This window comes from Agromyces sp. PvR057, from assembly GCF_040547485.1.
Taxonomy (GTDB): Bacteria; Actinomycetota; Actinomycetes; order Actinomycetales; family Microbacteriaceae; genus Agromyces.
This window is the reverse complement of the sequence record NZ_JBEPPT010000001.1, coordinates 308,919-334,903: the sequence shown is the minus strand read 5'-3', so window position 1 is coordinate 334,903 and position 25,985 is coordinate 308,919. Positions and strand designations below refer to the sequence as shown.

Genomic DNA, 25,985 nt, shown 5'->3' with positions numbered 1-25,985 from the left:
CGATGCCCGTCGCACGTGGTCACGGGGTGCAACATTCGGTCACGAATGTCCGTGGCGCCGGCTGGATGCGGCGCCGGAGCGCCTCCTCGACCGGCGGAGGTACGGGCCTCAGATGTGGGCGCCCGCGTAGAGCGGGTACGCGAAGCTGCTCTCGGGCCGCGCGAGCCCGAGGTGCTCGCGCAGCGTCTCGCCCTCGTAGGCCGGCGGCAGCACGCCGCGGCGCACGAGCTCGGGCGCGACGAGCGTGGTGAACGCCTCGAACTGCGAGGGCTGCACGGCCGAGAGCACGTTGAACCCGTCGACGGCTCCGGCCTCGCCCCAGGTCTCGAACTCGCCCGCGATGTCGGCGGCCGTGCCCACGATGATCGGGGCGTTCACGGCCGCTGCGACCACCAGGTGCCGCAGCGTCGGCGGGCGCGTGCCCCCCGGCGTGCGGCCCGTGCGCTCGGCGACGATCTCGACGAGCTGCTGGCCCGCGGCGCCGAAGCGCTCCGCGATCGCCGTGGTCACGGCGAGATCGGGCGAGCAGCCCGTGAGGTCGGTGCCGACGAGCGGCGACAGGCTCGCGAGCGACCGCGAGGCCGGGAACCCCGCCGGCGGACCGTCGGGCCAGTCCTCCACGAGCTGCATGAGCTCGGAGAGCTCGTCGGCGAGCTGCTGCGCGTCGGCGCGCGTCTCGCCGACGATCGGCAGCACGGGCGCGATGACCTTCAGCGTGCGGTCGTCGCGGCCGGATTCGAACGCGAGGGCGCGCAACTCCTCGCGCACCGAGACCGCGTGGGCCAGGTCGTTCGCGGCGACGAGCGCCAGGTCGGCGCTCTGCGCGGCGATGAGCTGCGACCGCGGCGACGCCCCGGACCGCACGATCGGCAGGTGCCCCTGCACGGGGCGGAGCACGTTCAACGGGCCGGCGGAGCGCACGTGCTCGCCGCGGAACGCGGTCTCGTGCAGGCTGCCAGGGGCGAGGAATCGGCCCGACGCGGCATCCGCCACGATCGCGTCGTCGTCGAAGGAGTCCCAGAGCCGGCGCAGCACGGCCTCGAACTCGACCGCCCGCTCGTAGCGGGTCGGATTCACCAGGTCGAAGTCGACCCCGTGGTTCGCGGCAGCGCGCGGATCGACCGAGGTCACGAGGTTGAGCCCGGCACGACCGCCGGAGAGCAGGTCGATCGAGGCCGTCGCCCGCGCGACCGTGTACGGGTCGGCGTAGGTGGAGTCGACGGTCGCGATGAGGCCGATGCGGTCGGTCACCGCCGCGAGGTGCGCGATCGTCGAGAGCGGGTCGATGCGGGCGACGAGGTAGGGGTCGTGGTGCTCGAGGTCGTGGCCCGTCGCGAGCCAGTCGCCGAAGAACAGGTAGTCGAGCCGGGCCTCCTCGGCCAGGCGGGCGGTCAGGCGCAGCACGCCGGCGTCGTGTCGCGGATCGCGGTGCGCTCCGGGATAGCGCCAGCCCGACGGGTACGCGCCGATCGCGCGCACCATCGCACCGATGATGAGTCTGGTCATCGTCGTTCCCCTCGTCGCGGTGTCGTGTTCGGCATGGCTCGACGCTAGGTGGAGCGGGCCGGATGTCGCGAGCACCGCCGACGCGGTCGGTAAGGGGGCGACACACACCGTCGCATTGCGCCGCATGACGACACGTCGGACGGCCGAGAACGCGGTCTCGAACCGCCCGAGGTGCTCAGGCGAGGCGCAGGAGTCGTTCCGTGACGCGGGCCGAGAAGGCGAGCGCCTCGACCGGGATGTGCTCGTCGGCCGTGTGGAACTGCCCGAAGACGTCGAACTCGTCGGGCACCCGCAGCGGCACGAAGCCGTATCCCGAGATGCCGAGCCGCGACAGGTGCTTGTTGTCGGTGCTCGCGGGCAGCAGGTACGGCACCACGATCCCGTCGGGGTCGTCGGCCTCGATCGCCTGCTGCATGACCGCGACGATCGGCGCGTCGACGGGCGACGCGATGGGCGGGATCCATCTGCCGACCTCGACCTCGACGTCGGTGCCGACGACGGCGCGCAGCTCGTCGACGAAGGACGCCTCGTGGCCGGGCAGCACGCGCACGTCGAGGCTCGCCGTCGCGACGCCGGGGATGACGTTGGTCTTGGCTCCGGCCTCGAGCACGGTCGGCGACGCCGTGTCGCGGGCACCGGCGCTCACGAGGGACCCCGTGAAGCCGAGCGCGGCGAGCTCGGCCTCGACGTCGGCCGCGGCCTCCGGGAACCCGGCGCCGCGCGCCGCGCCGAAGCGCTCGAGGAACGCCTCGAGCGCGGGCGTGCGCGTGAACGGGAACCGGTGCCCGCCGATCGCGGCGACGGCCTGCGCGATCCGCACCACGGCGTTGTCGGGCGTCGGCCGCGACCCGTGGCCGGGGCGCCCGCGCGCCGTGATGCGCGCCGACCCGACGCCCTTCTCGGCGGTGGCGACGAGGTACGCGCGGCGGTGCCGGCCCGGCTCGCTCGCGGCATCCGACGTCCCTGAACCGCCCGAGGCCGGTGACGGGATCGGCACCGAGAACCCGCCGACCTCGCTGAGCGCCTCGGTGGCGCCCTCGAACAGGTCGGGCCGGTGCTCGACGAGCCACTTCGCACCCCAGGTGCCGCCCGCCTCCTCGTCGGCGAAGAACGCGAAGACGAGGTCGCGCGAGGGCGTGAAGCCCTCCCGGGCGAACGCGCGGGCGACCGCGACGAGCACGCCGGCGAAGTTCTTCATGTCCACCGCGCCGCGCCCGTAGAGCTCGCCGTCGTGGATCTCGGCACCGAACGGCGGATGCCGCCACTCCTGCCCTTCGACCGGCACGACGTCGAGGTGCGCGTGCACCACGAGCGCCCCCCGCTCGGGCTCGCCGCCGTCGGGTGCCGTGCCCCGCAGCCTGGCCACGACGTTGCCGCGGCCCGGCGTGGACTCGATGAGCTCGCTCTCGAGGCCGACCTCGGCGAGCGCCGCCTGCACGAGCCGGGCGGCCCGCGTCTCACCGTCGCCGATGGTGCGCGGGTCGCCCGTGTTGACGCTGTCGATGCGGATCAGCTCGCGGATGTAGTGCAGCGCCTCGCGCTCGAGCAGCGAACCGCCCGCGCGCGCCTCGCCCGCCCGGGTGCCATCCGAAGGTCCGCTCACCGTCCCAGTCAACAGCGTCTCGCCCATCAGTGCTCGTGCAATCCCGAGAGCTTGAACGCGAGCCGCCCGTGCGCGTAGCCGCCGCCGGCGCGGATCGCCGTCGCGACCCAGGCCGACTCGGCGAGCTCGGCCTCGGTGGCCCCGGCCTTCACCGCGTTCTTCGAGTGGGCGTCGATGCAGTACGAGCACTGCGTCGTGACCGACACGGCGAGCGCGATGAGCTCGCGGTACTTCAGCGGGATCTCCCGCCCCTCCGCGGCGAACACCGCGGCGTCGAAGTCGGCGAACGCCTTCAGGATGTCGGGGGTGTGCTCCTTGTAGACCTTGGTGTAGCTGCGGTCGGATGCCTCGTAGTAGCCGGTCACTCGGCTTCCTCCCATGCGCCGACGAGCGAGTCGAGGCGCGAGTCGGCGCCGAGGCTCACGCCGTGCACGGTCGGCAGCGTGCCGAGGATCGAGGTGAGCTCGTGCACGGGGACCTGGTGCACCTGCTCGGCGATGCGGGCCTGCGCCTCGGCGAGCACCTCGTCGCGGGCGTCGGCGTCGGCGAGCGCGGCCTGCTCCTGCAGCAGCGCCTCGAGCTCGGGGTCGTCGAGCTTCAGGCGGTTGCTCGCGGCGATCGAGTAGGTGGTGCGCAGCACGTCGCCGTCGGCGCGGGACAGGTTCTGCCACGACAGGTCGAAGTCGCCCGACTCCTGCACCTTCAGGAACTCGGGCACGCTGCCGCCGACGAGCTCGACCTGGATGCCGACCTCCTTCAGCTGCTGCTGGATGAGCTCGAGCGACGTCTGGTTCGGGCCGAAGTTCGTGATCCACGCGAGCCGCAGGCTGAGCGGCCGGCCGTCCTTCTCGCGGATGCCGTCGGCGCCCTCGGTCCAGCCGGCACCGTCGAGCAGGTCGGCTGCGGCCTCGGGGTCGTACTCGTACGCGTCGCCCTGGTCGGCGAAGCCGGGCGTGGTCGTCGCCAGCGAACTCGTGGCGACCGCGAAGAGGTCGTTCAGCGCGGTGTCGCGCACGACCTCGGGGTCGATCGCCGCGGCGATCGCCTGACGGACGGCGAGGTCGGAGACGACCGGACGCGACTCGTTGAAGTAGACGCCGAAGGTCGCGCCGGGGTTGGCGCGGTACACGAGCGGGAAGCCGGCGTCCTCGATGGTCTGCACGTCGTTCGGCTGCACGCCGCCGGCCACGTCGACCTGCTCCGACGTGAGGCTGCCGGTGCGGACGCTGGCCTCGGGCACGACCTGGAAGACGACCTCGTCGAGGTGCGCCGCGCCGTCGTTGCCGAGCGCCTCGGGCGCCCACGCGTAGTCGTCGCGACGCTCGAGCACGGTCTCGACGTCCTTCGTGTACTCGCCGAGCGTGAACGCGCCGGAGCCGACGATCGCCGCACCGTCGGCGCGCTGGTCGTAGGGCGTCTCGAGGGTCGCTGCGCCGACGATGCCGAGCGACACCGTCGCGGTCGAGTTCGGGAACGCCGCGTTCGGCGCGCTGAAGCGCACCTCGACCGTGTGCTCGTCGACGGCGACGGTCTCGTCGTAGCCGATGAGCAGCGCCGAGGCCTGGCTCGCGGCACCGGCCGCGACGATGTCGTCGAACGTGCCCTTCACGTCGGCCGCGGTGAGCGGCGTGCCGTCGGAGAACGTGACGTCGTCGCGCAGCGTGAACGTGAAGACGGTGGCGTCGTCGTTCGCCGACCAGTCGCTGGCGAGCCACGGCTCGAGGCGGCCCGTCTCGGGGTTCTGGTACAGCAGCGAGTCGACGAGCTGGCGGGTCACGTAGAGCGTGTCGTTGCCCGAGCCGGTGCCCGACGGGTTCAGCGAGATCGGGTCGTTGGCGATCGCGAAGGCGAGCTGGCCGCCGTCGACGACGGTGGCCGCGGCATCGCCGGAGCCGGCCGGCTGGGCGTCGGCGCAGCCCGCGAGGGCGAAGACGGTCGTCGTCGCGATGGCCGCGACGACGAAGCGTGAGGTGGTGCGCATGTGGTTCTCCTGGTGTGTTCGATGTGCTGGTCTGGTGGTGCGGGTGGTCTGGTGGTGCGGGTGGTCGGGTGGTTCGGGATGCCGCCGGCGGGCGTCAGGCGCGGACCGCCCGCCCCGGGATCGCGTCGAGCAGCTCCTGCGTGTACGCCTCGCGCGGGTCGCGGAAGATCCGCGCGGTCTCCCCCGCCTCGACGACGCCGCCGCCTCTCAGCACGATCACCTCGTGCGCGATCCGGCGCACCACGGCGAGGTCGTGCGAGATGAACAGGTAGCTCACGCCGAACTCGGCCTGGATCTCGGTGAGCAGCGTCAGGATCTGGTCCTGGATCGACACGTCGAGCGCCGACACGGGTTCGTCGAGCACGACGAGGTCGGGCGAAAGGGCGAGCGCCCTGGCGATGGCGACGCGCTGGCGCTGCCCGCCCGAGAGCTCGGCGGGCCTGCGGTCGATCGTTCCGGCGGGCAGGGCGACGACGTCGAGCAGCTCCTCGACGCGGCGACGGCGCTCGGCGCGGGTGCCGACGCCGAAGGCCTCGAGCGGATCCGAGACGATGCGCCCGATCGGCAGTCGCGGGTTCAGCGACGCGTACGGGTTCTGGTGCACGAGCTGGGCGCGGCGACGGAACCGCCGCACGGCCCCGTGGCCGAGTCCGGTCAGGTCGACGCCGTCGAAGTCCACGCTGCCCGAGGTGGGCTCGGCGAGCCGCAGCACGAGCCGCGCGGTCGTCGACTTGCCCGAACCCGATTCGCCGACGAGGGCGAGCGTGCGTCCGCGCGGGATCGCGAAGCTGACCCCGTCGACGGCGCGGTGCACTCCACCGCCCGCCGCGCGCGGCACCGGGAACTCCTTCACGAGGTCGTGGGCGACCACGAGCGGGCCGGATGCCGCGACGCTCGGCGTGCCCGAGGCATCCGTCGTTCCCGCCGATGCCGCGCCTGGCGCGACGGCTGCACCGGAGATCGGTGCGGCCGAGACATCCGCCGCCCGCGATCGCTCGTCGAGGTCGAGGCTCGGCGCCGCCGCGATGAGCGCACGCGTGTAGGGGTGCGAGGGCGAGCCGAGCACCTCGGCGGGCGTGCCCTGCTCGACGACCTCGCCCTGCGACATGACGACGATGCGGTCGGCGCGGTCGGCGGCCACGCCGAGGTCGTGCGTGATGAGCAGCACGGCAGTGCCGAGTTCGTGCTTCAGGGCGTCGATGCGGTCGAGGATCTGCCGCTGCACGGTCACGTCGAGGGCGCTCGTCGGCTCGTCGGCGATCACGAGTGCGGGCCTGGCGATGAGGGCGATCGCGATGAGCACGCGCTGGCGCATGCCGCCCGAGAGCTCGTGCGGGTACTGCTGCGCCTGGCGCTCGGGGTCGGGCAGCCCGGCCTCGGCGAGCGCATCGACCGCGCGTGCCGCGGCCGTGCGTCGGTCGGCGAGCCCGTGGATCTCGAGCACCTCGGCGACCTGCCGGCCGATACGCTGCACGGGGTTGAGGCTCACCGTCGGGTCCTGCGGCACGAAGCCGATGGCACGGCCGCGGAGTCCGCGCAGCTCGACGCGCGAGATCGTCGTGACGTCGCGCCCCTCGAACCTCACGGTTCCGCCCGCGATCGAGGCGGTCGCCGGGAGCAGTTGCACCACGGCGTGCGCGGTCGTCGACTTTCCCGATCCTGACTCGCCGACGATCGCGACGGTCTCGCCGGCGTGCACGGTGAGGCTCGCGTCGCGCACGGCCGCGATGGTGCCCCCGGCGGTGCGGTAGCTCACGGCGAGGTTCGTGATCTCGAGCAGCGGCGTGCGGTCGCCAGCGGTGCGACCGCCCGAGGTTCGGTCGGCTGCGGTCTGGTCGTTCGGTGCGGCGCTCATCGTGTGCGCCTCCCTTCGGTGTCGAGGGCGCGGGAGACCCGGTTGGCCGCGAGCACGGTGGCCGCGATCACGAGGCCGGGGAAGGTCGTGAGCCACCAGGCGTTGCGCAGGAAGTCGCGGCCGCCCGAGACGAGCGAGCCCCATTCGGGCGCGGGCGGCGGCGCGCCGTACCCGAGGAAGCTGAGGGCGGACACGGCGAGGATCGCCCCGGCGAACTCGAGCACGGCGAGCACGAGCACCGGCCCGGCCGAGTTCGGCAGCACGTGACGGAACAGCACGCGCCCCCAGCGGTCGCCCGAGGCGCGGGCCGCGTCGACGTAGACCGAGCTGCGCACGCGCAGCACCTCCGACCGCGAGATGCGCGAGACGGTCGCGATGCTCGCGAAGCCGACCGCGACGGCGACGTTCACGGTGCCGAATCCGAGGGCGGTGATGATCGCGAGCGAGAGCAGCAGCGCCGGGATCGCGAGCAGCACGTCCGCCAGGCGCATGACGGCCTCGTCGACGAACCGGCCGATGAACCCGGCGAGCAGGCCGAGGAACGTGCCGACGACGAGACCGACCGCGACCGCGATGCCGGCGGCCGAGAGCGTCAGGGCCGTGCCGTGCACGACGCGCGTGTAGAGGTCGCGGCCCAGCTGGTCGGTGCCGAACCAGTGCGCGAACGACGGTCCCTGGAGGCGTTCGGCGGGCACGCCCGCGAGCGGGTCGCCGGGGGCGAGCAGGCTCGGCGCGATCGCGGCGATCACGACGAGCGCGAGCCACACGAGCGCGATGAGGAGCGTCGGCCGGGCGAGCACCCGGCCGAGGCCGCGTCCCGCGCGCAGGGCCGCGTCGGCCGAGCGGCTGCGCACCGCGTCGGCGAAGCGCGCGTCGGCCGTGGCGGCGAAGACGTCGTCGGACTGCTCGTGCCGCTCGGGAACGAGGGCTGCGGTGTCGCTCATGCGGGCTCCCCCTGGGTCGATGCGGTCGTGACGGCGGCTCCGGATGCCGCGGGCGCGGGCCGCGCGGCGGTCGCCCGCGTCGCGGTGCGGGCGCGTCGCCTGGCGGGTCCGCCGGCCGTGACGATGCGCGGGTCGAGCAGCGGCGCGATGAGGTCGACCACGAGGTTCGCGAGGACGAACGCCGTCGCGGCGACGAGCACGACGCCCTGCACGACCGGGACGTCCTGCTGCTGCACGGCGCCCGCGGTGACCCGGCCGATGCCGGGCCGGGAGAACACCGTCTCGGTGACGACCGTGCCGGAGAGCAGCTGCCCCACGATGAGGCCGGTCACGGTCAGCGCGGGCAGCGCCGCGTTCTTCAGCGCGTGGCCGAGGTGCACCCTTGCGCGGCTCGCGCCCTTGGCCCACGCGGTGTCCACGTAGGGCTCGCGGAGCGTGCTCGACAGGCTCTTCGAGAGCAGCTGCGCGATCGTCGCTCCGGTCGGGAGCGCCAGGGTGATCGCCGGCAGCACGAGCGAGGCGAACCCGCGGTCCCCGACCGCCGGGAAGATCGGCACGGCGAACGAGAACCACTGGATGAGCATGAGGCCGAACCAGAACGCGGGCACGGCCACGCCGAGCGGCGGGAGGCCGAGCAGCACGTCGGCGAGCCATCGGTGCCTCGTGTAGTTCGCCGCGATCGCGATGCCGGCGCCCGCGACGACGGCGATGACGAGGGCGAACGCTGCGATCGCGATCGTCGGCGGGAGCGCCTCGCCGATGATCTCGGTCACCGGGCGGCCGGTCACGATCGAGGTGCCGAGGTCACCGTGCAGCACCGCGCCGAGCTGGTCGAGGTACTGCACGATGAGCGGCCGGTCGAGGCCGAGCTCCGCCCGCAGCGCGTCGAGCTGCGCGGGCGTGATGTCGGTCGCGTCGGCACCCGCGAGCAGCGTCACCGGGTCGCCCGGCAGCGCGTAGAGCACGAGGAAGGACACCGTGTAGGAGGCCCACAGCACGCCGACGGCCTGCAGCAGGCGCAGCAGGACGTACCTCGCCATCAGGCGGCCTCCGTGCCCGCGTCGGCGACGAGGGCAGCGGATGACGCGGCGCCCGTCCCGGCATCCGTCACCGGCGTCGCGGCATCACCGGAGCCCGCCGCCCATCCGAGCTCGGGAGCGACGAGCGAGGCGACGTCGTCGAGGATCTGCCGGTAGTCCTCGACCGAGAACTCGTACGGCAGCTCGAGCCGCAGGTCGGTGACGTCGGCCACGACGGGATCGGCGGCGAGCTGCTCGAGGATCTGCTCGGCCGTGCCGATGAGGTCTGGCGCGAACTGCGTGAGGCGCTCGCCGTGCGCGAGGCGCGTGCGCTCCTCGCGACTCGCGCGGTACTCGGCGTACTTCGCCCTGGTCGCCCGGTCGGCGCCGTCGGTGGGAACGATCACGCGGCCGAGCGCGACACGGGGGCGCCCGGCGCCCCGGTATCCGTCGCGGTAGCGGGCGAGCACCTCGAGCTGGGTCGCGGCGAAGTCCGCCGGCCCGTCTGCGACGACCGGGCCGCCGGAGACGATGTTGCCCGTCAGGAGGCCGAGTCCGCGCTCCGCCGCCCACTCGGCCGATCGTGCCGAGCCCGCCCCGATCCAGATCCGGTCGCGGAGCCCGGCCGCGTGCGGCTGCAGGCGCGGCCGCTGCACGTTGCCCGGGGAGTGGATCACCGTGTCGGGCCCGCCGATGAACTCGCCCGACAGGTTCTCGAGCAGGCGGTCGACGCGGGCGTGCGAGAAGTCCTGCCCGCTCCAGTCGCCGTCGAACACGCGCTCGCCGATGAGCTCGAGGTGCGGCGGGCGCCCTGCGCTGACGCCGACCTCGAGCCGTCCGCCCGAGAGCACGTCGGCCGTCGAGAGGTCCTCGGCGAGCCGGAACGGGCTCTCGTAGCCGATCGGGATCACGCCGATGCCGAGGCGGATGCGGCGCGTGCGCTGCGAGGCGGCGGCGAGGAACACGGGCGCCGACGACACCCCGTGCTCGAGGTGGCGCTGACGCACCCATGCCCCGTGGTAGCCAAGGCGCTCGCCGTGCTCGAAGAGGGCGAGGGTGTCCTCGAGGCCCTGCTCGGGTCGGGCGTCGTCGTAGTTGCCGGGGGTCAGGAACGCGATGGTCGAAAGGGTGGTCATCCCGCCACTGAACCCCCGGAAGCCGCCTCGGCCAAGCCGTGTCGCGAAGCGTGACCGACGGTGGCGCCGGGTGTCGTCGCGCGACGCACCATGACGACGGATGCCCCGATCGTGTGACCGCGTGTGACCTCGGCCCGCGGCATCCGATGAAGCCGTGTGACCTTCGACTGCACCTCGTGACGGGTCGCCTTGCACGCGCGGGCGCAACGCGCGGAAGGTGAATCGCATGACTCGACGACCCACCATCGCCGTCGCCCTCGACGGGGCCGGATGGCACCCCGCCGCCTGGCGCGACCCGTCGGCGCGACCGACCGAACTGTTCAGCCGCCGCTATTGGAGCGACCTCGTGCAGACCGCCGAGCGCGCCGACATCGACTTCGTCACCATCGAGGACGCACTCGGGCTGCAGACCTCGACGCTCTGGTCGGCCGACGACCGCACCGACCAGGTGCGGGGCCGCCTCGACGCCCTGCTCATCGCCTCGTTCGTCGCGCCCGTCACGAGCCGAATCGGGCTCGTGCCCACCGTGACGACCACGCACACCGAGCCGTTCCACGTCGCGACCGGGCTGCAGACGCTCGACTTCGCGAGCCGCGGTCGGGCCGGCTGGCGCCCGCAGCTCTCGGGCTCCCCGCACGAGGCAGCGCACTTCGGCCGCCGCACCGTGCCGACCGTCGACGTCGAGGCACTCCTCGCCGGCGACTCCGAGCAGATCCGCCCCGGTTTCGACGAGGCGCGCGAGGTCGTCGAGGTCGTGCGTCGCCTCTGGGACAGCTGGGAGGACGACGCGATCATCCGCGACGCCGAGACGGGCCGGTTCATCGACCGCACGAAGATCCACGGCGCCGAGTTCGTGGGCGAGCACATCTCGGTGCACGGCGCCTCGATCGTGCCCCGTTCGCCGCAGGGCCAGCCGCTCGTGGCCGTGCTCGGGCACCAGACCATCCCCTACGAGCTCGCCGCGACGAGCGCCGACCTCGTGTTCGTCACCCCGCACGACGACGCCCAGTCCGCCTCGATCCTCGCCGAGGTGCGCGACGCCGAGACGCGAACGGGTCGCGCGGGCCGGCCGCTCTCGGTGCTCGCCGACGTGCTCGTGGTGCTCGAGTCGACGCCGGAAGCCGCGCGCGCCGCGCTCGAACGGCTCGACGAGCAGAACGGGTCGCCCGTGGCATCCGACGCCCTCGTCTTCGCCGGAACGCCGGAGCAGCTGCTCGAGCGCATCCACGCCTGGACCGCCCTCGGGTACGACGGGGTGCGCATCCGCCCGGCCCGCCTGCCGCGCGATCTCGAGCAGCTCGCCGACTGGGTGCTGCCCGCACTCGGACGATCGGATGCCGCCGGCTCGACCCTGCGCGAACGGCTCGGCTTCGAGCTGCCCGAGAACCGATACACCGCTGCGGCAGCCGCCGCCGGCGCTGCCGCACGAACGAATGAGGAGGCCGCCTGATGGCCACGAGCACGCCCACGCAGGCCGACCCGCCGCAGGGCAAGCGCCAGGTGCACCTGGCCGCCCACTTCCCCGGCGTGAACAGCACGACCCTCTGGGCCGATCCGCTGCACCGCAGCCAGATCGACTTCACGGCGTTCGAGCACTTCGCCCGCACCGCCGAGCGCGGTCGGTTCGACTACCTCTTCCTCGCCGAGGGCCTGCGCCTGCGCGAGCACAAGGGGCAGCTTCACGAACTCGACGTCGTCGGCCGGCCGAACACGCTCGCCGTGCTCGCCGCCCTCGCCGCCGTGACCGAGCACATCGGCCTCGTCGGCACCCTGAACTCGACCTTCAACGAGCCGTACGAGCTCGCCAGGCAGCTCTCGACGCTCGACCACCTGTCTGACGGCCGTGCCGGATGGAACGTCGTGACGAGCTCCGACGCGTTCCACGGTGCGAACTTCCGCCGCGGCGGGTACCTCGACCATGCCGACCGCTACCATCGCGCGAACGAGTTCGTGAGCCTCGCCAAGGAGCTGTGGGACAGCTGGTCGGCCGACGCGATCGTCGCCGACCGCGCCACGGGGCGGTACCTCGCCGAGGACGCCGACGCCGGCGCGTTCGCGCATCGCGGCGCCCAGTTCGACGTGCGCGGCCGCTTCACGACGCCCGCCAGCCCGCAGCGCTACCCCGTGATCGTGCAGGCCGGCGACTCGGCCGACGGACGCGACTTCGCCTCCGAGCACGCCGAGGTGATCTTCTCCCGGCACAGCGCCTTCGAGGAGGCGCGCGCGTTCTACGCCGACGTCAAGGGCCGGCTCGCCGGTTGGGGCCGCACCGAGGACTCCCTCAAGATCCTGCCGGCCGTCACGTTCGCGATCGGCGACACGCAGGCCGAGGCCGAGGAGGTCGCCCGCGAGATCTCGCTCGCACAGGTCACGCCGCGCAACGCGATCACCGCGCTCGAGCAGCTCTGGGGCACCGACCTGACGAACTACGACGCCGACGGACCGCTGCCGGCGTTCGACCCGGGCGAGGGGCCGGCCGACACGGTCGCCGGCACGATCACGAAGGGCTGGGCGCCGCGCTTCCCGAATGCCGTGCCGATCGCGCGGGCATGGCGCGCGCAGTCCGAGGCCGAGGGGCTCTCGATCCGCGAACTCGTGATCAAGGTGGCGGGGCGCCAGTCGTTCATCGGCACGCCGTCGCACATCGCCGCGGAGCTCGACCGCTACGTGCAGGAGCGCGCGACCGACGGCTTCGTCGTCGTCGGCACGACCTCGCCGCACGGCCTCGACGCGTTCGTCGAGCGCGTGGTGCCCGAGCTGCAGGACCGCGGCGTGCACCGCACCGAGTACGAGCCCGGTTCGACGTTGCGGCAGAACCTGGGGCTGCCCGAGCCGGGCGCCCGCGACGCGGCCGTTCGGGACGCAGAGGAGGTGCGTCGTGTCGGCTGAATCGCGGACGCCCCGTCCTGCTCGCCGCGTTCCGCTCGCCGTGCTCGACCTCGTGCCGATCGCCGAGGGCTCGACCGCCGGAGAGGCGCTGCACCGCTCGATCGACCTGGCCCGCCGGGCCGAGGCGTTCGGCTACGCGCGCTACTGGCTCGCCGAGCACCACCTGAACCCGGGCGTCGCGGGTGCCGCGCCGCACACGTTCCTCGGCATCCTCGCGGCGTCGACCGAGCGCATCCGCGTCGGCACCGCGGCGACCATCCTCGGCAACTACGAGCCGCTGCAGGTCGCCGAGGCGGTCGGCACCGTCGCGGCGCTCTGGCCGGGCCGGGTCGACCTCGGCCTCGGCCGCAGCGGGCTCCCGCCGGCCAAGGCGGATGCCGCGGGCGAGGCCGTTCCCGCCGCCCCGCCGCTGCCCGCGGTGCCGGTCGCACTTGAAGCCGAGGCCGTCGCCGCTCCGCCGGCCCCCAACGAGGTGATCGACGGGCTCGTCGTGCCGCCCCAGCGCCCGTTCCGCTTCGACCGGGCGCGGTTCGCGCTGCAGGCGAAGCTCCTCGGGCGCACGGTGGGCGACGCGGACCGCTTCGCCGACGACGTCGACGCCCTGCGCGACTTCTTCGCCGGCCCCGTGCGCTTCGCCGACGACAGCCGACCCGACGGCGTGACCGTGCAGGCGCAGCCCGCCACGGGCAACGCGGTCGAGCTGTGGGTGCACGGATCGAGCGCGGGCGAGAGCGCACGCCTCGCCGGACGCCTCGGCCTGCGCTTCGGCGCGAACTACCACGTCGCGCCCAGCGGCGTGCTCGCGGCCGTCGCCGAGTACCGCGCCCACTTCCGCCCCTCCGCCGAACTCGATCGGCCGCACACGATCGTCTCGGTCGACGTGGTCGTCGCGCCGACGGATGCCGAGGCCCGCCGTCTCGCGAGCGGCTACGCGGAGTGGGTGCTCTCGATCCGCGAGGGCCAGGGCGCGGTGCCGTATCCGCGCCCCGAGAACGCGACGCCCGACGCCGAGCTCTCGAGCATCGAACTCGACGCCGTGCAGGACCGCCTCGACACCCGCTTCGTCGGCTCGCCCGCGAGCGTCGTCGCGCAGCTCGAGACGCTGCAGCGCGCGACCGGCGCCGACGAGCTGCTCGTCACGACGATCACGCACGACCACGAGGCGCGCGTCGCGTCGTACCGGCTGCTCGCCGAGGCGTGGAGCGCGGCGTCATCGGCTTCGCCGGCCGAGCGCGAACGCGGCGACTCCGAGCTCGCCGGAGTCGCGGTCGGGGCGTGACCGCCGCGACGCACGGGGTGCGGATCGGCGCCCGGCCCACGACGCCGAGCACCCTGCACTTGGATGCCGTCGCCCGCGAGGCCGAACGCCTCGTGGGCGCGGCGCCGCCCATCTCCTCGCCCTATGGCGGAGCCTCCCCTGAAGTTCGCGCCGCCATCGCCGCCGCCGTCGACGATCTGGCTCCCACGCTCGGCGCGCTCTCGGCGCACCTGTTCGCGCTCGCAGAACCGGGGTTCGCCGAGGTGAAGAGCGTGGAGGCCGTCGCCGAGACGCTCTCGGCCCGCGGCATCCGTTCGGAGGTCGGCGTCTTCGGGCTGCCGACCGCGCTGATCGCCGAACTCCCTGCGCCCGCCCGCCCCGATCAGCCCGACGGCGCCCCAGCGGGCCCGACGGTCGCCGTGCTCGCCGAGTACGACGCCCTGCCCGGCGTGGGCCACGCGTGCGGGCACAACCTCATCGCCGCCTCGGCCGTCGGCGCGTTCCTCGCGCTCGGCGAGGCCAGGCGGCAGCATCCGTCGGCAGTGCCCGGCCGTGTGCTGCTCATCGGAACGCCCGCCGAGGAGGGCGGCAACGGCAAGGAGCTGCTGGCCCGCGCCGGCGCCTTCGACGACGTCGACATCGCGGTCATGGCGCACCCGTTCGGCGGCGACCTCGCCGACCCCGTCTTCATCGGCCGACGCATCGTGCGCATCGTCTACCACGGCGTCGCCGCGCACGCCTCGGCCGCGCCCTTCCAGGGCCGCAACGCGCTCGACGCCGCCACCCTCAACTACCAGGCCGTCGGGCTGCTGCGGCAGCACCTGCCGCCGGGCGACCGCATCCACGGCGTCTTCGTCGACGGCGGCGCCCGACCCAACGTCGTGCCCGAGCGCGCCGAGCTCGAGTACTACGTGCGGTCGCACGAGACCTCGACCCTGCGGGAACTCTCGGCGCGCGTCGACGACATCGCGCACGGCATCGCGCTCGCGACCGGCACCGGCGTCGAGGTCGCCTGGGACCCGCAGCCGTTCAGCCTGCCGATCCGCCACAACGCGCCGCTCGCCGCGCGCTGGGCGCTGGCGCAGGCCGAGCGAGGCCGACGCGTGCTGCGCGCCGCCGACGCACCGGGCGCACAGGCCGCGTCGACCGACTTCGGCAACATCAGCCAGCGCCTGCCCGGCATCCACCCGGTCATCGCGATCGCACCGCCCGAGATCGCGCTGCACACGCGGGAGTTCGCCGAGTACGCCGGCTCGCCCGCGTCGCTCGACGCGGTGACGGATGCCGCGTACGGCCTCGCGACGACGGTCGCCGACGTGCTCACCGACGCCGACCTGCTGGCCGCGGTGCGCGACGACTTCGCGGCGACGGGCGGCCCGGTCGACGTCGAGGGCACGTTCGCATGAGCACGGCCTGCATGAACGGCATGAACACGGATGGCGTCGTGACCGTCTGCGTGAGCACGACGTGAGGCCCGCGACATCCGCGACCCCACGGGATCGCACGTCCGGGCGCGTGCTCGCCCTCGGCGTGTCGACGGGCTTCGTGACGATCATCGACCAGGCGGCGTTCTCGTTCGCCGTGCCCGGCCTGCGCGACGACCTCGGTGCGGATGCCGGGCAGGTGCAGTGGCTCGTCGCCGGGTACTCGCTCGCATTCGGCGCCGCGCTGCTGCCCGGCGGGCGCCTCGGCGACGTGTTCGGGCGACGGGTGCCCTACCTCGTGGGGCTGCTCCTCTTCGCCGTCGGCGGGATCTTCGCCGCGGCGGCGGCCGACGCGAACGTCGCGATCCTCGCGCGGCTCGTGCAGGGGCTCGGCGCCGGGCTCGTGAACCCGCAGGTGCTCGGCTACTTCCAGGACCTGTTCACGGGGCCGGCCCGGGCGAAGGCGATCGGCGCATACACGGTCTCGGCCTCGATCGCGGGACTCGTCTCGCCGCCCGTCGCCGGATGGATCCTCGCCGCGACCGCACCCGGCCTCGGCTGGCGGTTCGTCGTGCTGCTCTCGGTGCCCGTCGCGCTCGCGCTGTTCGTGGTCGGCCTCGCCGTGCTGCCGTCGGTGCCGCGATCCGGACGCCGGGAGGGCTTCGACCTCGTCGGCCTCGCCCTGCTCATGACCGCGATCCTCGCGCTCATGCTGCCCGTGACGGCCGGCGTGCCCGGCGGCCCGCTCTGGCTCGTCATCGCCGTGCTCGCGGGGCTCGCCTTCGCCGGGTGGGAACGCCGGGTCGCGCGCCGGCGCGGCTCTCCCGTGGTCGATCCCGCGCTGCTGCGATCGCGCGGCTTCATGCTCGGAACCGGGGTCGCGACGCTCACCTTCGGCGCCGGACTCGGGCTCGGCATCGTCTCGACGCTCTACCTCATCGACGGACTCGGGCTTCCCGCCCTGACGGCGGCGCTGCTGCTCGCCCCGCGCGCACTCGGCATGGCGGTCGGCAGCATGCAGAGCTGGCGCGTCGCGACCAGGTTCGGTCGCCGGGGCATCACCGTCGTGCTCGCGGCGGGCGCCCTGTGCCTCGCCGTCGAGGCGGCGCTCGTGACCACCGGGTCGCCGCCGCTCGTGCTGATCGCCCTCGTCGGGGTGGGAACCGTGCACGGGGTGCTCTCGGGGCTCGCCATCCCGTCGAACCAGACGCTGACCCTCGAGCACGCGCCGACCGGTGCCGCGGGAGTCGGGGCCGGCGTCCTCGCCCTGGCGCAGCGCTTGGCCGGTGCCGTGTGCCTCGCCGTGGGCATCGGGCTGTTCCTCGGCGGCGAGACGCCGGCCATCGGCTTCGGCACGTCCGCCGCCGTCTTCGCCGTGCTCTCGGCCTCGGCGGTCGCGATCTCCGCGTTCGACCGGTCGGCCGTGCGCGTCGGCTGAGGCGCCGCCGTTACGCCCCGTGACGCCCGCCCGAAACCTGCCGTCACGACCTCCGAAACCCCCTTGCGACCTGCCTAGTCTTCCCACATGACCGACACGCTGACCTCCACGAACTCCGCCGCCGCGACGCCCGCCGCATCGCCCGCAGCAGCGCCCGCCGCGACCTCCATCGACGCCCCCGCCGCGGCCCTCGCCGCACCCCTCGACCGCGCCGCCTTCGCCCGCGAGTGGGAGGAGTGGCACCGCGCCCACGAGGCCGCGCGCGCGAGCGGCCACGGCTTCCTCGCCGTGACCGGCCTGCACTGGCTCGGCGCCGAACCGCAGCGCCTCGACGGCACGCCCGGCCGCTGGTCGACGGGCGACGCCGGGCCGGTCGTCGAACTCGACGAGGGCGAGGTGCTCGAGCTCGACGGCGTCGCCCTCGAGGGCCGCCACGAGTTCGGACCGATCCCCGAGCGGGGCGGCGTCACGCTCCGCTCTGGCGAGCTCGCGATCGAGCTCGCCCGCCGCGGCGGCAACGACATCGTGCGCCCGCGCGACCCGGCGTTCCCGTTCCTCGCGGCCTACTCGGGCACGCCGACGTACCTGCCGAACCCGCGCTGGCTGGCCCTCGGCCGGTTCGTGCCGTACGACGAGCCGCGCGAGGTCACGGTCGACGCCGCGGTCGAGGGCCTGCAGCACGTCTACGAGGCGCCGGGCGAGGTCGAGTTCGTGCTGCGCGGCGAGGCCTTCCACCTGATCGCGTTCAACGGCAAGGAGCCCGGCAGCCTCTTCGTGCTGTTCACGGATGCCACGAGCGGGCTCACCACGTACGCCGCGAACCGCAGCCTCGCGATCGACGCGCCCACCGAAGACGGCACCGTGCTGCTCGACTTCAACCGCGCCGTGAACCTGCCGTGCGCCTACACCGACTACGCCACCTGCCCGCTGCCGCCCGCCGGCAACCGCCTGCCGGTCGGCATCGAGGCCGGCGAGAAGACCCCGCTCGCGCGGGTCGAGGCGACGAGCACGGCGGCCTGAGCCATGCGGTTCCAGCTGCTCGACATCGTCCCCCACGTCGAGAACCCCGTCACCGGGCGGCTCGTGAGCGCCGCGGAGCGACTCGACCAGACCGTCGAGTCGGCCAGGCGCGCCGAGCGCCTCGGCTTCGACGCGTTCTCGGTGGGCGAGCGTCACGCCGGGCACTTCCTGTCGTCCTCGCCGACGGTGCTGCTCGGCGCGATCGCCGCGACCACCTCGCGCATCCGCCTGCACACGGGCGTCACGGTGCTCTCGGTGCTCGACCCCGTGCGCGTCGCCGAGGACTACGCGACGATCGACCAGCTCTCGCGCGGCCGGCTCGAGCTGACCATCGGCAAGGGCAACGAGGCCGCGCAGTTCCCGCTGTTCGGCCTCGAGATCGACGACCAGTGGGAGCTCCTCGCCGACAAGTACGCGCTGCTGCGCCGTCTCTGGCGCGAGACCGACGTCGAATGGGCGGCCACGCCCTACACGCGCGCACAGCATGCGACGACGACCCTCCCCCGGCCCTTCGCCGGCGCCCCCCGCGTGTGGCACGGCTCGGCGACGACGCTCGCCTCGGCTGCCCTCGCGGCGAAGTGGGGCGATCCGCTGTTTAGCGCCAATGCGATCCAGCCGCTGCAGAATTACGCGGTGCTCGTGCGGCACTACCGCGACGAATACGCCAGGCACGGCCACGACCCCCGCTACGCCTACGTCGGCGCCGGATCGGGCTCGCTCTATCTCGCGGATACCACGCAGCAGGCCAAGGAGCTCTACGGTCCCGTCTACGATGCTTTGGTGGCAGCGACCAACGTTCCAGGCAACAACACCCCCTTCCGCGACATCGATCACGCGATCGCCGAGGGCCCCGCGCTCGTGGGCAGCCCCCAGCAGGTCATCGACAAGATCGGCCGGTTCCGCGAGACCTTCGGTCACGACCTGCAGTCGGTGAGCCTGCCGACGACGCTGCCGATCGAGCAGCAGCACGAGCAACTCGACCGCCTCGCCTCCGAGGTGTTCCCGGTGCTGCGGCGCGAGTTCCCGACGACGCTCTGGGGCGAGGGCGCCCCGTACGCGGCCCGTCCGGCCTTCGCGGGCGGTTCCGAGACGGATGCCGCGGCGATCGTCGAGTCGACGGGCGCCGCCGCGACGGCCGGCGTGCTCGAGACGGCGGCCGCCTGATGGGCGCGGCGACCGCGTTCACGATCCGCGCCGCGCGACCCGAGGAGTTCCCGGCCGTGGTCGCGCTCACCGATCTCGCGTTCGCGACGGGGCCGTACGGGCACCTGCCCGTCTCGGCCGAGCGGCGCGCGCTCGTGGACGCGGTCGCCGAACGTGCGGCCGACGGTGCCGTGCTCGTCGCCGTCGAGCACGAGCCAGACGCCGACCTCGTGCGCGACCTCGACGTCGCGGGCGATGCGAACCACGGGCGAGCGGATGCCGCGGCGCGCCGCCTGCGCGAACCGATCAGAGGCCGCCTCCTGGGCACCGTGAGCCTCGTGCGCGCCGACTCGGCGCAGTCACGGCTCGCGACCGGCGAGGAGGCCGAGCTCCGCCTGCTGGGCGTCGCACCCGAAGCCCGCGGACGCGGCATCGGCGAGGCCCTCGCCCTCGCCGCGCAGGAGGAGGCGCTCACGTGGGGCGCACCCGCCGTCGTGCTCGACACCGGCACGCTGAACTTCACCTCGCAGCGGCTCTACGAGCGGCTCGGCTACGAGCGGTTCACGTCGGCCGGCGCCGCTCAGGAGCCCGAAACGGATGCCGCGGCATCCGAAGACCGCATCGACCACATCGACTACCGCCTGCCGCTGCGCGACCGCGACGACCTCGTGATCAGGCTCGTGCGCGACGACGAGCTCGAGGCCGTCGCGGCGCTGTCGCTGCGCGCCTACGAGTACGCCTACGAACTCTCCGAGGGCTACCGCGCCTCGATCGTCGGCGTCGCCCCGCGGGCCCGCGAGCACCAGGTGTGGGTGGCGGCCGACCGGGCGACCGGCGAGCTGCTCGGCAGCGTCGCGACGCCCCGTCGCGGCAGCACGATCTCGCCCCTCGCCCAGCCCGGCGAACTCGACTTCCGGCTGCTCGCCGTCGACCCGCCCGCGCGCGGACGCGGCATCGGCGAGGCCCTCACCCGCCTCGCGATCGAGCTCGCCCGCCTGCGCGGACTCGACCGCGTCGTCATGAACAGCGGCGAGCAGATGACCGGCGCGCACCGCCTCTACGGCCGCCTCGGCTTCAGTCGCCTGAGCGAGCGCGAGCACGACATCGTCGAGGGCGACCGCCGCATCCGGCTGTACGCGTTCACGATCGACGTGCCGCACGCGACCCGGAGCATCGCCGCATGACCGATCACGACGTCATCGTCGTCGGCGGCGGGGCCATGGGCTCGGCCGCCGCTTGGCAGCTCGCCTCACGCGGGCGCGACGTGCTGCTCCTCGAGCGCTTCGCCGAGGGGCACGCCAACGGTGCCTCGCACGGTGCGAGCCGCAACTTCAACGTCTCGTACGCGGATGCCGAGCACGTCGCCCTGCTCGTCGAAGCCGGCCTGCAGTGGCGGGAGCTCGAGGCAGAGACCGGCGCGAGCCTGCTCGCCCAGGTCGGCATCGTGAACCACGGCGACCACCCCGACCTCGACGCCGTGCACGCGGCCCTCGGATCCGTCGGCATCCCGAGCGAGTTCCTGCCCGCGTCGGAGGCCGGTGCGCGCTGGCCCGGACTGCGCTTCGCCACGCGCGTGCTACACACGCCCACCGCCGGGCGGCTCAACGCCGACGCCTCGGTGAGAGCGCTGCAGCAGGCGGCCGCCGCCCGAGGCGCCGAGGTGCGCCACGAGGCGCCAGTGCGCGGCATCCGCGTGCTCGACGACGACCGCGTCGAGGTGACGCTCGGGGACGCCGCGGACGAGACCGCCACGCTCACCGCCCGTCGCGTGATCGTCGCCGCCGGCGCCTGGACCTCGAAGCTCGTCGGCGGCCTGCTGCCCCTGCCCGAGCTCGTCGTCACGCAGGAGCAGCCCGGACACTTCGCCGTGATCGACACCTCGTTCGAATGGCCCGGCTTCAACCACCGCCCCGGCCCCGGCGACGAGTGGTGGTACTCGGGCGTCTACGGCATGCTCACGCCCGGCGAGGGCGTCAAGGCCGGCTGGCACGGCACCGGACCCGTCGTCGACCCCGACCGCCGCGACTTCACGGCCGAGCCCGTGCAGTTCGAGGCCCTGCGCCGCTACGTGCGCGAGTGGATCCCCGGAGCCGACGCCGACGCCGCCCGCGCCATCAGCTGCACCTACACGACGAGCCCCGACTCGGTCTTCGTGCTCGACGCTGTCGGCCCGCTCGTCGTGGCCGCCGGCTTCTCGGGACACGGCTTCAAGTTCACCCCGGCGATCGGCCGGGTCCTGGCCGACCTCGCCGAGGGGCGCCCGTCGCCCGAGCCCTTCCGCCTCGCGCGCTTCGCCTGACGGCGAGCCAAAAACCCTTGCAGTGAGCTGCGCGACCGAGAAGCCGGTTCGCCGACCCTTCGACTGAAAATCGAAAGGTCACCGGATCGATGCCATGTAAGCCGGTAGCGATCGCGGTCTCGTTCGTTCGTTCCCAGGATGTTTCGACGCGATGGCAGGATTCGAACCTGCGAATAGCGGGTTATGAGTCCGCTCCCTTGGGCCGCTTGGGTACACCGCGATGAGGTGGTTCAGCCGGTCTCGTAGCCGGCGGTGATGCGGACGAACGCCCGGGTGACGCGACGCTCGCTCAGCCGGTGGCATCCGGCATCGCACCGCCCCGAGGTGGCCTGGCAGGTGCGTGGCGCGCGCGTCGTCGGCTCGACGTCGCTCGGATGCTCGCCCGCCTCACCGTGCAGCGCGAGCCCGACGGCCGGCACCATGAAGAGGGCGCCGTACCCGCAGGAGCCGAGCACCAGCATGAATCGATCGAAGCTGTTCATGGGCTCCGCCTCTCCGCCGCTTGGACTGGTTCGACCGGTCGCCCCGGCCGATGGAGGAACCGGATGCCGCGTGGCCACCCGCCACGCGGCATCCGCCGTCATCCGAGCTTCTGCCTCACTCGGACTTCGGCAACCCGGGAGGGTTGATCTCGGAGACGTCGAGCGCCTCGGTCGTGAGCGCCCAGCGGTCGAGCACCTCGTCGTAGGTGCCGTCGTCGATGACCGACTGGAGCACGAGCTGCACGGGCTCGATGAGGCCGTTGCCCTTTGCGGTGCCCGCGGCGATCGGCGCGGTCTCGGGCCATCCGCCGTTGATCGTGCCGACGAGCTTCGTCTCACCGGTCGTGGCCGCCTGGTAGGCGGAGGTGGCGTTGGGGCCGAAGCTCGCGTCGATACGTCCGGAGGTGAGGGCGAGCGTCGCCGCGGCCTGGTCGTCGTAGTAGACGAGCTCTGCGGGCTCTTCACCGTCGGCCTCGAGCTCCTCGTTCCAGGCGAGCAGGATCTTCTCCTGGTTGGTGCCCGATCCGACGACGATCGACAGGCCCGAGATGTCGGCGGCCTCGGAGATCGAGTCGATCTTGCTGTCGGCCTTCACGTAGAAGCCGAGCAGGTCCTGGCGGTAGCTCGCGAAGTCGTAGAGCTCCTTGCGCTCTTCGGTCACGGTCACGTTCGACGCGATGAGGTCGTACTTGCCCGACTGGATGCCGAGGGGCCAGTCGGCCCAGTTCACGGCGACCGGGTTGTACTCGAGGTCGAGGCCGTCGGCGATGAGCGAGCCGAAGTCCGCCTCGCTGCCGATGATGGTGGTGTCATCGTCGGACGCGAGCACGCCGAGCGGAGCCGCATAGGGCGAGACCGCGACGGTGAGCTTGCCGGCCTCGATGGGCTCGAAGCCGCTCTCCTTCAACGCCTCGACGGCCGCTGCGACGGGCTCGATGGTCGGACGGTCGGCCGCGTTCTGCGACGTCAGGTCGAACTGCGTCGAGGCCTCGACCTGCTCCTCGGTGGTCGTGCTGCCGCCGTCGGCCGCCTCGGCCGAGTTGTCGGCGCCGGCCAGGACGGCCCACGTGATGCCGCCGCCGATGAGGACCACCGCCGCGACGCCCGCGACGATCACCCCCGCCTGCTTCTTGTTGATCGCCATGATGGATTCTCCTAATGTCGTGCTGTTCCGATGACCGGGTCGGTTTCTCGGATCGCCCGGTGCGGCACTGCCATGCCGCACCGGGTCCGTCTCTCGCGGCGCGGTGCCCGGTGCTAGAGCACCTTCGCGAGGAAGTCCTTGGTGCGCTGCTGCTTCGGCGAGCGCAGCACCTGAATGGGCGTGCCCTGCTCGACGATCTCGCCGCCGTCGAGGAAGACGACGCGGTCGGCGACCTCCCTGGCGAACCCGATCTCGTGCGTGACCACGATGAGCGTGGTGCCGTCGCGGGCGAGGCCGCGGATCACGTCGAGCACCTCGCCGACGAGCTCGGGATCCAGCGCGCTGGTCGGCTCGTCGAAGAGCAGCACCTTCGGCGAGAGGGCGAGGGCGCGTGCGATCGCGACGCGCTGCTGCTGCCCGCCCGAGAGCTGGCGAGGGTAGTGGTCGACCTTGTCGGCGAGGCCGACGCGGGCGAGCAGCGCCTTGGCGAGCTCGTGGGCCTCGGGCTTCGTGAGCCGCTTGAGGGCGATGGGCGCCTCGACGACGTTCTCGATCGCGGTGAGGTGCGGGAACAGGTTGAAGTTCTGGAACACGAGTCCGAACTGGGTGCGCCGCCGCAGGATCTCGGCCTCGCGCAGCTCGTGCAGCTTGCCGCCGCGCTCCTCGTAGCCGATGTACTGGCCGTCGAGCGTGATCGATCCGCGGTCGACGGTCTCGAGGTGGTTGATCGTGCGCAGCAGCGTCGACTTGCCCGAACCCGAGGGGCCGATGAGCGCGACGACCTCGCCGGGCGCGATGGTCAGCGTCACGTCGCGCAGCACCGTGTTCGTGCCGTACGACTTCGTGACGTCGCGGATCTCGACGCGGCCGACGGTCGCCGTCGGCCGGGCCGCGAGCGGAACGTTGCCGTCGAACGACGGGGCGAGGGCGGTCTGGCTCATCGGGTCGCTCCGATCTTCGTGGGCGGGGTCGTGGTGTCGAGAACGGATGCCGCATCCGCTCGTTCGGACTCGGGCGCCCGTTCCCCGGGCGGCGCACCTGGAGTCGCGGCGTGCGCCGCGGCATCCGCCCCACCGCTCTGATCCGGGCCGTCGCCGAGGCGCGACCACTGTTCGGAGATCCACTGCCGCGAACGCTGGATGGGCGTCGGCGGCAGTTCGCGCACCGCACCGCGGGCGAATCGCCGCTCGACGTAGTACTGCGCGATCGAGAGCACGGTCGTGATGATCGCGTACCAGACGACGGCCACGAGCAGCAGCGGGATCACCCGCTGGTTGCGGTTGTAGATGACCTGCACCGTGTAGAACAGCTCGGGCAGTGCGACGATGAACACCACCGAGGTGCCCTTCACGAGCCCGATGATCTCGTTGAACGCGTTCGGCACGATCGCTCGCGCCGCCTGCGGCAGCGTGATGCGGAAGAAGCGGATGCGGCGGGGCAGGCCGAGTGCGGCGGCCGCCTCGAGCTGGCCCTGGTCGACCGAGAGGATGCCGGCGCGGATGATCTCGGCCGAGTACGCCGCCTGGTGCAGCGAGAGGCCGATCGTCGCCGCGGCGAATGCCGAGATCATCGTCGTCGTCGGGAACTCGACGAGCCAGAAGTCGGTCGTGAACGGCGTGCCGAGTCCGAGCGTCGGATACAGGTAGCCGAGGTTGTACCAGACGAGGATCTGCACGACGAGCGGCACCGACCGGAAGAACCAGATGTACCACCAGGCGGCCGCGTTCAGCAGCGTCGACTTCGACAGCCGGAACACGGCGAGCACGGCGCCGAGCGCGAAGCCGATGACGCCCGAGATGACCGTGAGCTGCAGCGTGAGCACGAGCGACTGCAGCACCGAGGGCGCGAAGAAGTACTCTGCGAAGACGTCCCACTGCCACTTCTCGTTGCTCGCGAGCGACCACAGGAACTGGAGGATCAGGAACGCGACGATCGCCGACAGCACCCACCGGCCCCAGTGCTTGACCGGGACGACCTTGAGGCCGTGCTCGAACTCGGGTCTGCTGGATGGGGTGGGCTGGCCGGTCGCGGTGGGCTGGCCGGTCGCGGCGCTCACGCGATCGCTCCTTCGTGGGTACGGGCGGATGCCGCGGCGGACCGCGGGGCGTCGGTGCGCGTGGTGCCGGCCGGCACGCCGACGAGTCGCTTGCGGAACGCGTGGATGCCGACCTCGGCCGGCGGCAGCGTCGTGTCGAACTGCGGCTCGTACCCCTCGCGCAGGTAGAGCGACACGGCCTCGGGCTGGCGGGGGCCGGTGGTGAGGAAGATGTCGGTGTAGCCGAGGCGGCGGGCCTCGGACTCGAGCGCGGCGACGACCTCGCCGGCGAGGCCACGGCCCCGGCGGTCGGCGCGGGTCCAGATGCGCTTGAGCTCGGCGGTGTGGTCGTCGTACCGGCGGAACGCGCCGCCGGCGATCGGCGTCTCGACGCCGTCGACGAACTCGACGAGCACGAGGAAGGCACCGGACGGCAGGGCGAACTCCTGCACCGGGTAGCGGTTGATCTCCTCGCTCGCACGCGAGCCGAAGTGGTCGCCGTAGCGTGCGTCGTACTCGCGCTCGAGGTCGTCGAGCAGCGGTCTGGCCAGCGGGTCGTCCGCGGCGATGAACCGCACGATCGTGTCGCTCATCGGTGCCTCCTTCGCGTGTCGGCCGGGGTGGTGTCCCCCGGGGTTTGCACGAACGTACGAAGGCGGTCGCCCTGCCCGCAATCGCGGTGGACACGCGGTGTCCGATACCGTCACCGGCCGTCACGCGGCGGCGTTTCGACGCGTTCGGAGGCCCTCTTACGCGGGTCTGCCGCGTCACGGGGCGAAATCCAGGTGACGATATCGGTCGTTGCGCAG

General features: G+C 73.0%; 22 protein-coding genes and 1 tRNA gene. 9 read left to right on the top strand and 14 right to left on the bottom strand.

All coding sequences use genetic code 11. From position 1 onward, the window contains the following. Nucleotides 1-108: 108 nt before the first annotated feature. The 8 genes from ABIC29_RS01515 to ABIC29_RS01480 form a co-directional block, all read right to left on the bottom strand. A complete protein-coding gene (locus ABIC29_RS01515) occupies nt 109-1,506 on the bottom strand; it encodes an NtaA/DmoA family FMN-dependent monooxygenase (RefSeq protein WP_116080543.1) in 1,398 nt (465 codons plus the stop codon). A gap of 175 nt (nt 1,507-1,681) precedes the next feature. After that, the gene (locus ABIC29_RS01510; RefSeq protein WP_354242093.1) at nt 1,682-3,109 is read right to left on the bottom strand and encodes a M20/M25/M40 family metallo-hydrolase; all 1,428 of its coding nucleotides are present in this window, start codon (nt 3,107-3,109) and stop codon (nt 1,682-1,684) included. Nucleotides 3,110-3,135: 26 nt separating this feature from the next. Then, nucleotides 3,136-3,474 carry a carboxymuconolactone decarboxylase family protein gene (locus ABIC29_RS01505; protein ID WP_116080541.1) on the bottom strand — a complete coding sequence of 113 codons (339 nt, stop codon included), beginning with the start codon at nt 3,472-3,474 and terminating at the stop codon, nt 3,136-3,138. Then, complete coding sequence (locus ABIC29_RS01500) at nt 3,471-5,090, bottom strand: ABC transporter substrate-binding protein (RefSeq protein ID WP_116080540.1); 1,620 nt, start codon at nt 5,088-5,090, stop codon at nt 3,471-3,473. The genes ABIC29_RS01505 and ABIC29_RS01500 overlap by 4 nt, the downstream gene beginning before the upstream one ends. 94 nt (nt 5,091-5,184) lie before the next feature. Beyond that, on the bottom strand, nt 5,185-6,945 hold the full coding sequence (locus ABIC29_RS01495; protein WP_116080539.1) for a dipeptide ABC transporter ATP-binding protein: 1,761 nt from the start codon (nt 6,943-6,945) through the stop codon (nt 5,185-5,187). Beyond that, nucleotides 6,942-7,889, bottom strand: a complete 948-nt coding sequence (locus ABIC29_RS01490) for an ABC transporter permease (RefSeq protein ID WP_116080538.1) — start codon at nt 7,887-7,889, stop codon at nt 6,942-6,944. Before ABIC29_RS01490 ends, ABIC29_RS01495 begins: the two co-directional genes overlap by 4 nt. Further along, nucleotides 7,886-8,929 (bottom strand): ABC transporter permease, encoded by a 1,044-nt coding sequence (locus ABIC29_RS01485; protein WP_354242088.1) that lies wholly within the window; start codon nt 8,927-8,929, stop codon nt 7,886-7,888. The genes ABIC29_RS01490 and ABIC29_RS01485 overlap by 4 nt, the downstream gene beginning before the upstream one ends. After that, nucleotides 8,929-10,044, bottom strand: coding sequence for an LLM class flavin-dependent oxidoreductase (locus ABIC29_RS01480; RefSeq protein ID WP_354242085.1), 1,116 nt, complete (start codon nt 10,042-10,044; stop codon nt 8,929-8,931). The genes ABIC29_RS01485 and ABIC29_RS01480 overlap by 1 nt, the downstream gene beginning before the upstream one ends. Nucleotides 10,045-10,270: 226 nt before the next feature. Between ABIC29_RS01480 and ABIC29_RS01475 the strand changes: the two genes are divergently transcribed. From ABIC29_RS01475 to ABIC29_RS01435, 9 genes are all read left to right on the top strand, one after another. Further along, nucleotides 10,271-11,494 carry an LLM class flavin-dependent oxidoreductase gene (locus tag ABIC29_RS01475; RefSeq protein ID WP_354242082.1) on the top strand — a complete coding sequence of 408 codons (1,224 nt, stop codon included), beginning with the start codon at nt 10,271-10,273 and terminating at the stop codon, nt 11,492-11,494. Beyond that, complete coding sequence (locus ABIC29_RS01470; RefSeq protein ID WP_354242079.1) at nt 11,494-12,933, top strand: NtaA/DmoA family FMN-dependent monooxygenase; 1,440 nt, start codon at nt 11,494-11,496, stop codon at nt 12,931-12,933. The genes ABIC29_RS01475 and ABIC29_RS01470 overlap by 1 nt, the downstream gene beginning before the upstream one ends. Then, on the top strand, nt 12,923-14,212 hold the full coding sequence (locus ABIC29_RS01465) for an LLM class flavin-dependent oxidoreductase (protein WP_199471240.1): 1,290 nt from the start codon (nt 12,923-12,925) through the stop codon (nt 14,210-14,212). Before ABIC29_RS01470 ends, ABIC29_RS01465 begins: the two co-directional genes overlap by 11 nt. After that, nucleotides 14,209-15,597, top strand: a complete 1,389-nt coding sequence (locus ABIC29_RS01460) for an amidohydrolase (protein WP_354242075.1) — start codon at nt 14,209-14,211, stop codon at nt 15,595-15,597. Before ABIC29_RS01465 ends, ABIC29_RS01460 begins: the two co-directional genes overlap by 4 nt. A gap of 139 nt (nt 15,598-15,736) precedes the next feature. Further along, a complete protein-coding gene (locus tag ABIC29_RS01455; RefSeq protein ID WP_354242073.1) occupies nt 15,737-17,053 on the top strand; it encodes an MFS transporter in 1,317 nt (438 codons plus the stop codon). A gap of 87 nt (nt 17,054-17,140) precedes the next feature. Beyond that, on the top strand, nt 17,141-18,073 hold the full coding sequence (locus tag ABIC29_RS01450) for a DUF1684 domain-containing protein (RefSeq protein ID WP_354242071.1): 933 nt from the start codon (nt 17,141-17,143) through the stop codon (nt 18,071-18,073). A 3-nt stretch (nt 18,074-18,076) separates the two neighbouring features. Beyond that, a complete protein-coding gene (locus ABIC29_RS01445) occupies nt 18,077-19,237 on the top strand; it encodes an LLM class flavin-dependent oxidoreductase (RefSeq protein WP_354242069.1) in 1,161 nt (386 codons plus the stop codon). Next, nucleotides 19,237-20,400, top strand: coding sequence for a GNAT family N-acetyltransferase (locus ABIC29_RS01440; protein ID WP_354242067.1), 1,164 nt, complete (start codon nt 19,237-19,239; stop codon nt 20,398-20,400). Before ABIC29_RS01445 ends, ABIC29_RS01440 begins: the two co-directional genes overlap by 1 nt. After that, the gene (locus ABIC29_RS01435; RefSeq protein ID WP_354242064.1) at nt 20,397-21,515 is read left to right on the top strand and encodes an FAD-dependent oxidoreductase; all 1,119 of its coding nucleotides are present in this window, start codon (nt 20,397-20,399) and stop codon (nt 21,513-21,515) included. Before ABIC29_RS01440 ends, ABIC29_RS01435 begins: the two co-directional genes overlap by 4 nt. A 146-nt stretch (nt 21,516-21,661) precedes the next feature. Here ABIC29_RS01435 and ABIC29_RS01430 read toward each other — a convergent pair. From ABIC29_RS01430 to ABIC29_RS01405, 6 genes are all read right to left on the bottom strand, one after another. After that, nucleotides 21,662-21,735, bottom strand: a tRNA-Met gene (locus ABIC29_RS01430). A gap of 10 nt (nt 21,736-21,745) precedes the next feature. Further along, nucleotides 21,746-21,997: a hypothetical protein gene (locus tag ABIC29_RS01425; RefSeq protein WP_116080524.1), complete on the bottom strand. Its 252-nt coding sequence runs from the start codon at nt 21,995-21,997 to the stop codon at nt 21,746-21,748. 115 nt (nt 21,998-22,112) lie between these two features. Next, nucleotides 22,113-23,141, bottom strand: a complete 1,029-nt coding sequence (locus ABIC29_RS01420) for an ABC transporter substrate-binding protein (RefSeq protein WP_354242061.1) — start codon at nt 23,139-23,141, stop codon at nt 22,113-22,115. A 113-nt stretch (nt 23,142-23,254) separates the two neighbouring features. Further along, on the bottom strand, nt 23,255-24,082 hold the full coding sequence (locus tag ABIC29_RS01415) for an amino acid ABC transporter ATP-binding protein (protein ID WP_116080522.1): 828 nt from the start codon (nt 24,080-24,082) through the stop codon (nt 23,255-23,257). After that, the gene (locus ABIC29_RS01410; RefSeq protein ID WP_354242058.1) at nt 24,079-25,197 is read right to left on the bottom strand and encodes an amino acid ABC transporter permease; all 1,119 of its coding nucleotides are present in this window, start codon (nt 25,195-25,197) and stop codon (nt 24,079-24,081) included. Before ABIC29_RS01410 ends, ABIC29_RS01415 begins: the two co-directional genes overlap by 4 nt. Next, a complete protein-coding gene (locus tag ABIC29_RS01405) occupies nt 25,194-25,769 on the bottom strand; it encodes a GNAT family N-acetyltransferase (RefSeq protein WP_354242055.1) in 576 nt (191 codons plus the stop codon). The genes ABIC29_RS01410 and ABIC29_RS01405 overlap by 4 nt, the downstream gene beginning before the upstream one ends. Between the last annotated feature and the right edge of the window lie 216 nt (nt 25,770-25,985).

Bases quoted from the DNA above. Each gene is read 5' to 3' on its own strand.
- ABIC29_RS01485 (WP_354242088.1), bottom strand. From the start codon at position 8,929: ATGGCGAGGTACGTCCTGCTGCGCCTGCTGCAGGCCGTCGGCGTGCTG.
- ABIC29_RS01405 (WP_354242055.1), bottom strand. From the start codon at position 25,769: ATGAGCGACACGATCGTGCGGTTCATCGCCGCGGACGACCCGCTGGCC.
- ABIC29_RS01495 (WP_116080539.1), bottom strand. From the start codon at position 6,945: ATGAGCGCCGCACCGAACGACCAGACCGCAGCCGACCGAACCTCGGGC.
- ABIC29_RS01480 (WP_354242085.1), bottom strand. From the start codon at position 10,044: ATGACCACCCTTTCGACCATCGCGTTCCTGACCCCCGGCAACTACGAC.
- ABIC29_RS01435 (WP_354242064.1), top strand. From the start codon at position 20,397: ATGACCGATCACGACGTCATCGTCGTCGGCGGCGGGGCCATGGGCTCG.
- ABIC29_RS01420 (WP_354242061.1), bottom strand. From the start codon at position 23,141: ATGGCGATCAACAAGAAGCAGGCGGGGGTGATCGTCGCGGGCGTCGCG.
- ABIC29_RS01445 (WP_354242069.1), top strand. From the start codon at position 18,077: ATGCGGTTCCAGCTGCTCGACATCGTCCCCCACGTCGAGAACCCCGTC.
- ABIC29_RS01500 (WP_116080540.1), bottom strand. From the start codon at position 5,090: ATGCGCACCACCTCACGCTTCGTCGTCGCGGCCATCGCGACGACGACC.
- ABIC29_RS01425 (WP_116080524.1), bottom strand. From the start codon at position 21,997: ATGAACAGCTTCGATCGATTCATGCTGGTGCTCGGCTCCTGCGGGTAC.
- ABIC29_RS01515 (WP_116080543.1), bottom strand. From the start codon at position 1,506: ATGACCAGACTCATCATCGGTGCGATGGTGCGCGCGATCGGCGCGTAC.
- ABIC29_RS01440 (WP_354242067.1), top strand. From the start codon at position 19,237: ATGGGCGCGGCGACCGCGTTCACGATCCGCGCCGCGCGACCCGAGGAG.
- ABIC29_RS01490 (WP_116080538.1), bottom strand. From the start codon at position 7,889: ATGAGCGACACCGCAGCCCTCGTTCCCGAGCGGCACGAGCAGTCCGAC.
- ABIC29_RS01415 (WP_116080522.1), bottom strand. From the start codon at position 24,082: ATGAGCCAGACCGCCCTCGCCCCGTCGTTCGACGGCAACGTTCCGCTC.
- ABIC29_RS01475 (WP_354242082.1), top strand. From the start codon at position 10,271: ATGACTCGACGACCCACCATCGCCGTCGCCCTCGACGGGGCCGGATGG.
- ABIC29_RS01450 (WP_354242071.1), top strand. From the start codon at position 17,141: ATGACCGACACGCTGACCTCCACGAACTCCGCCGCCGCGACGCCCGCC.
- ABIC29_RS01470 (WP_354242079.1), top strand. From the start codon at position 11,494: ATGGCCACGAGCACGCCCACGCAGGCCGACCCGCCGCAGGGCAAGCGC.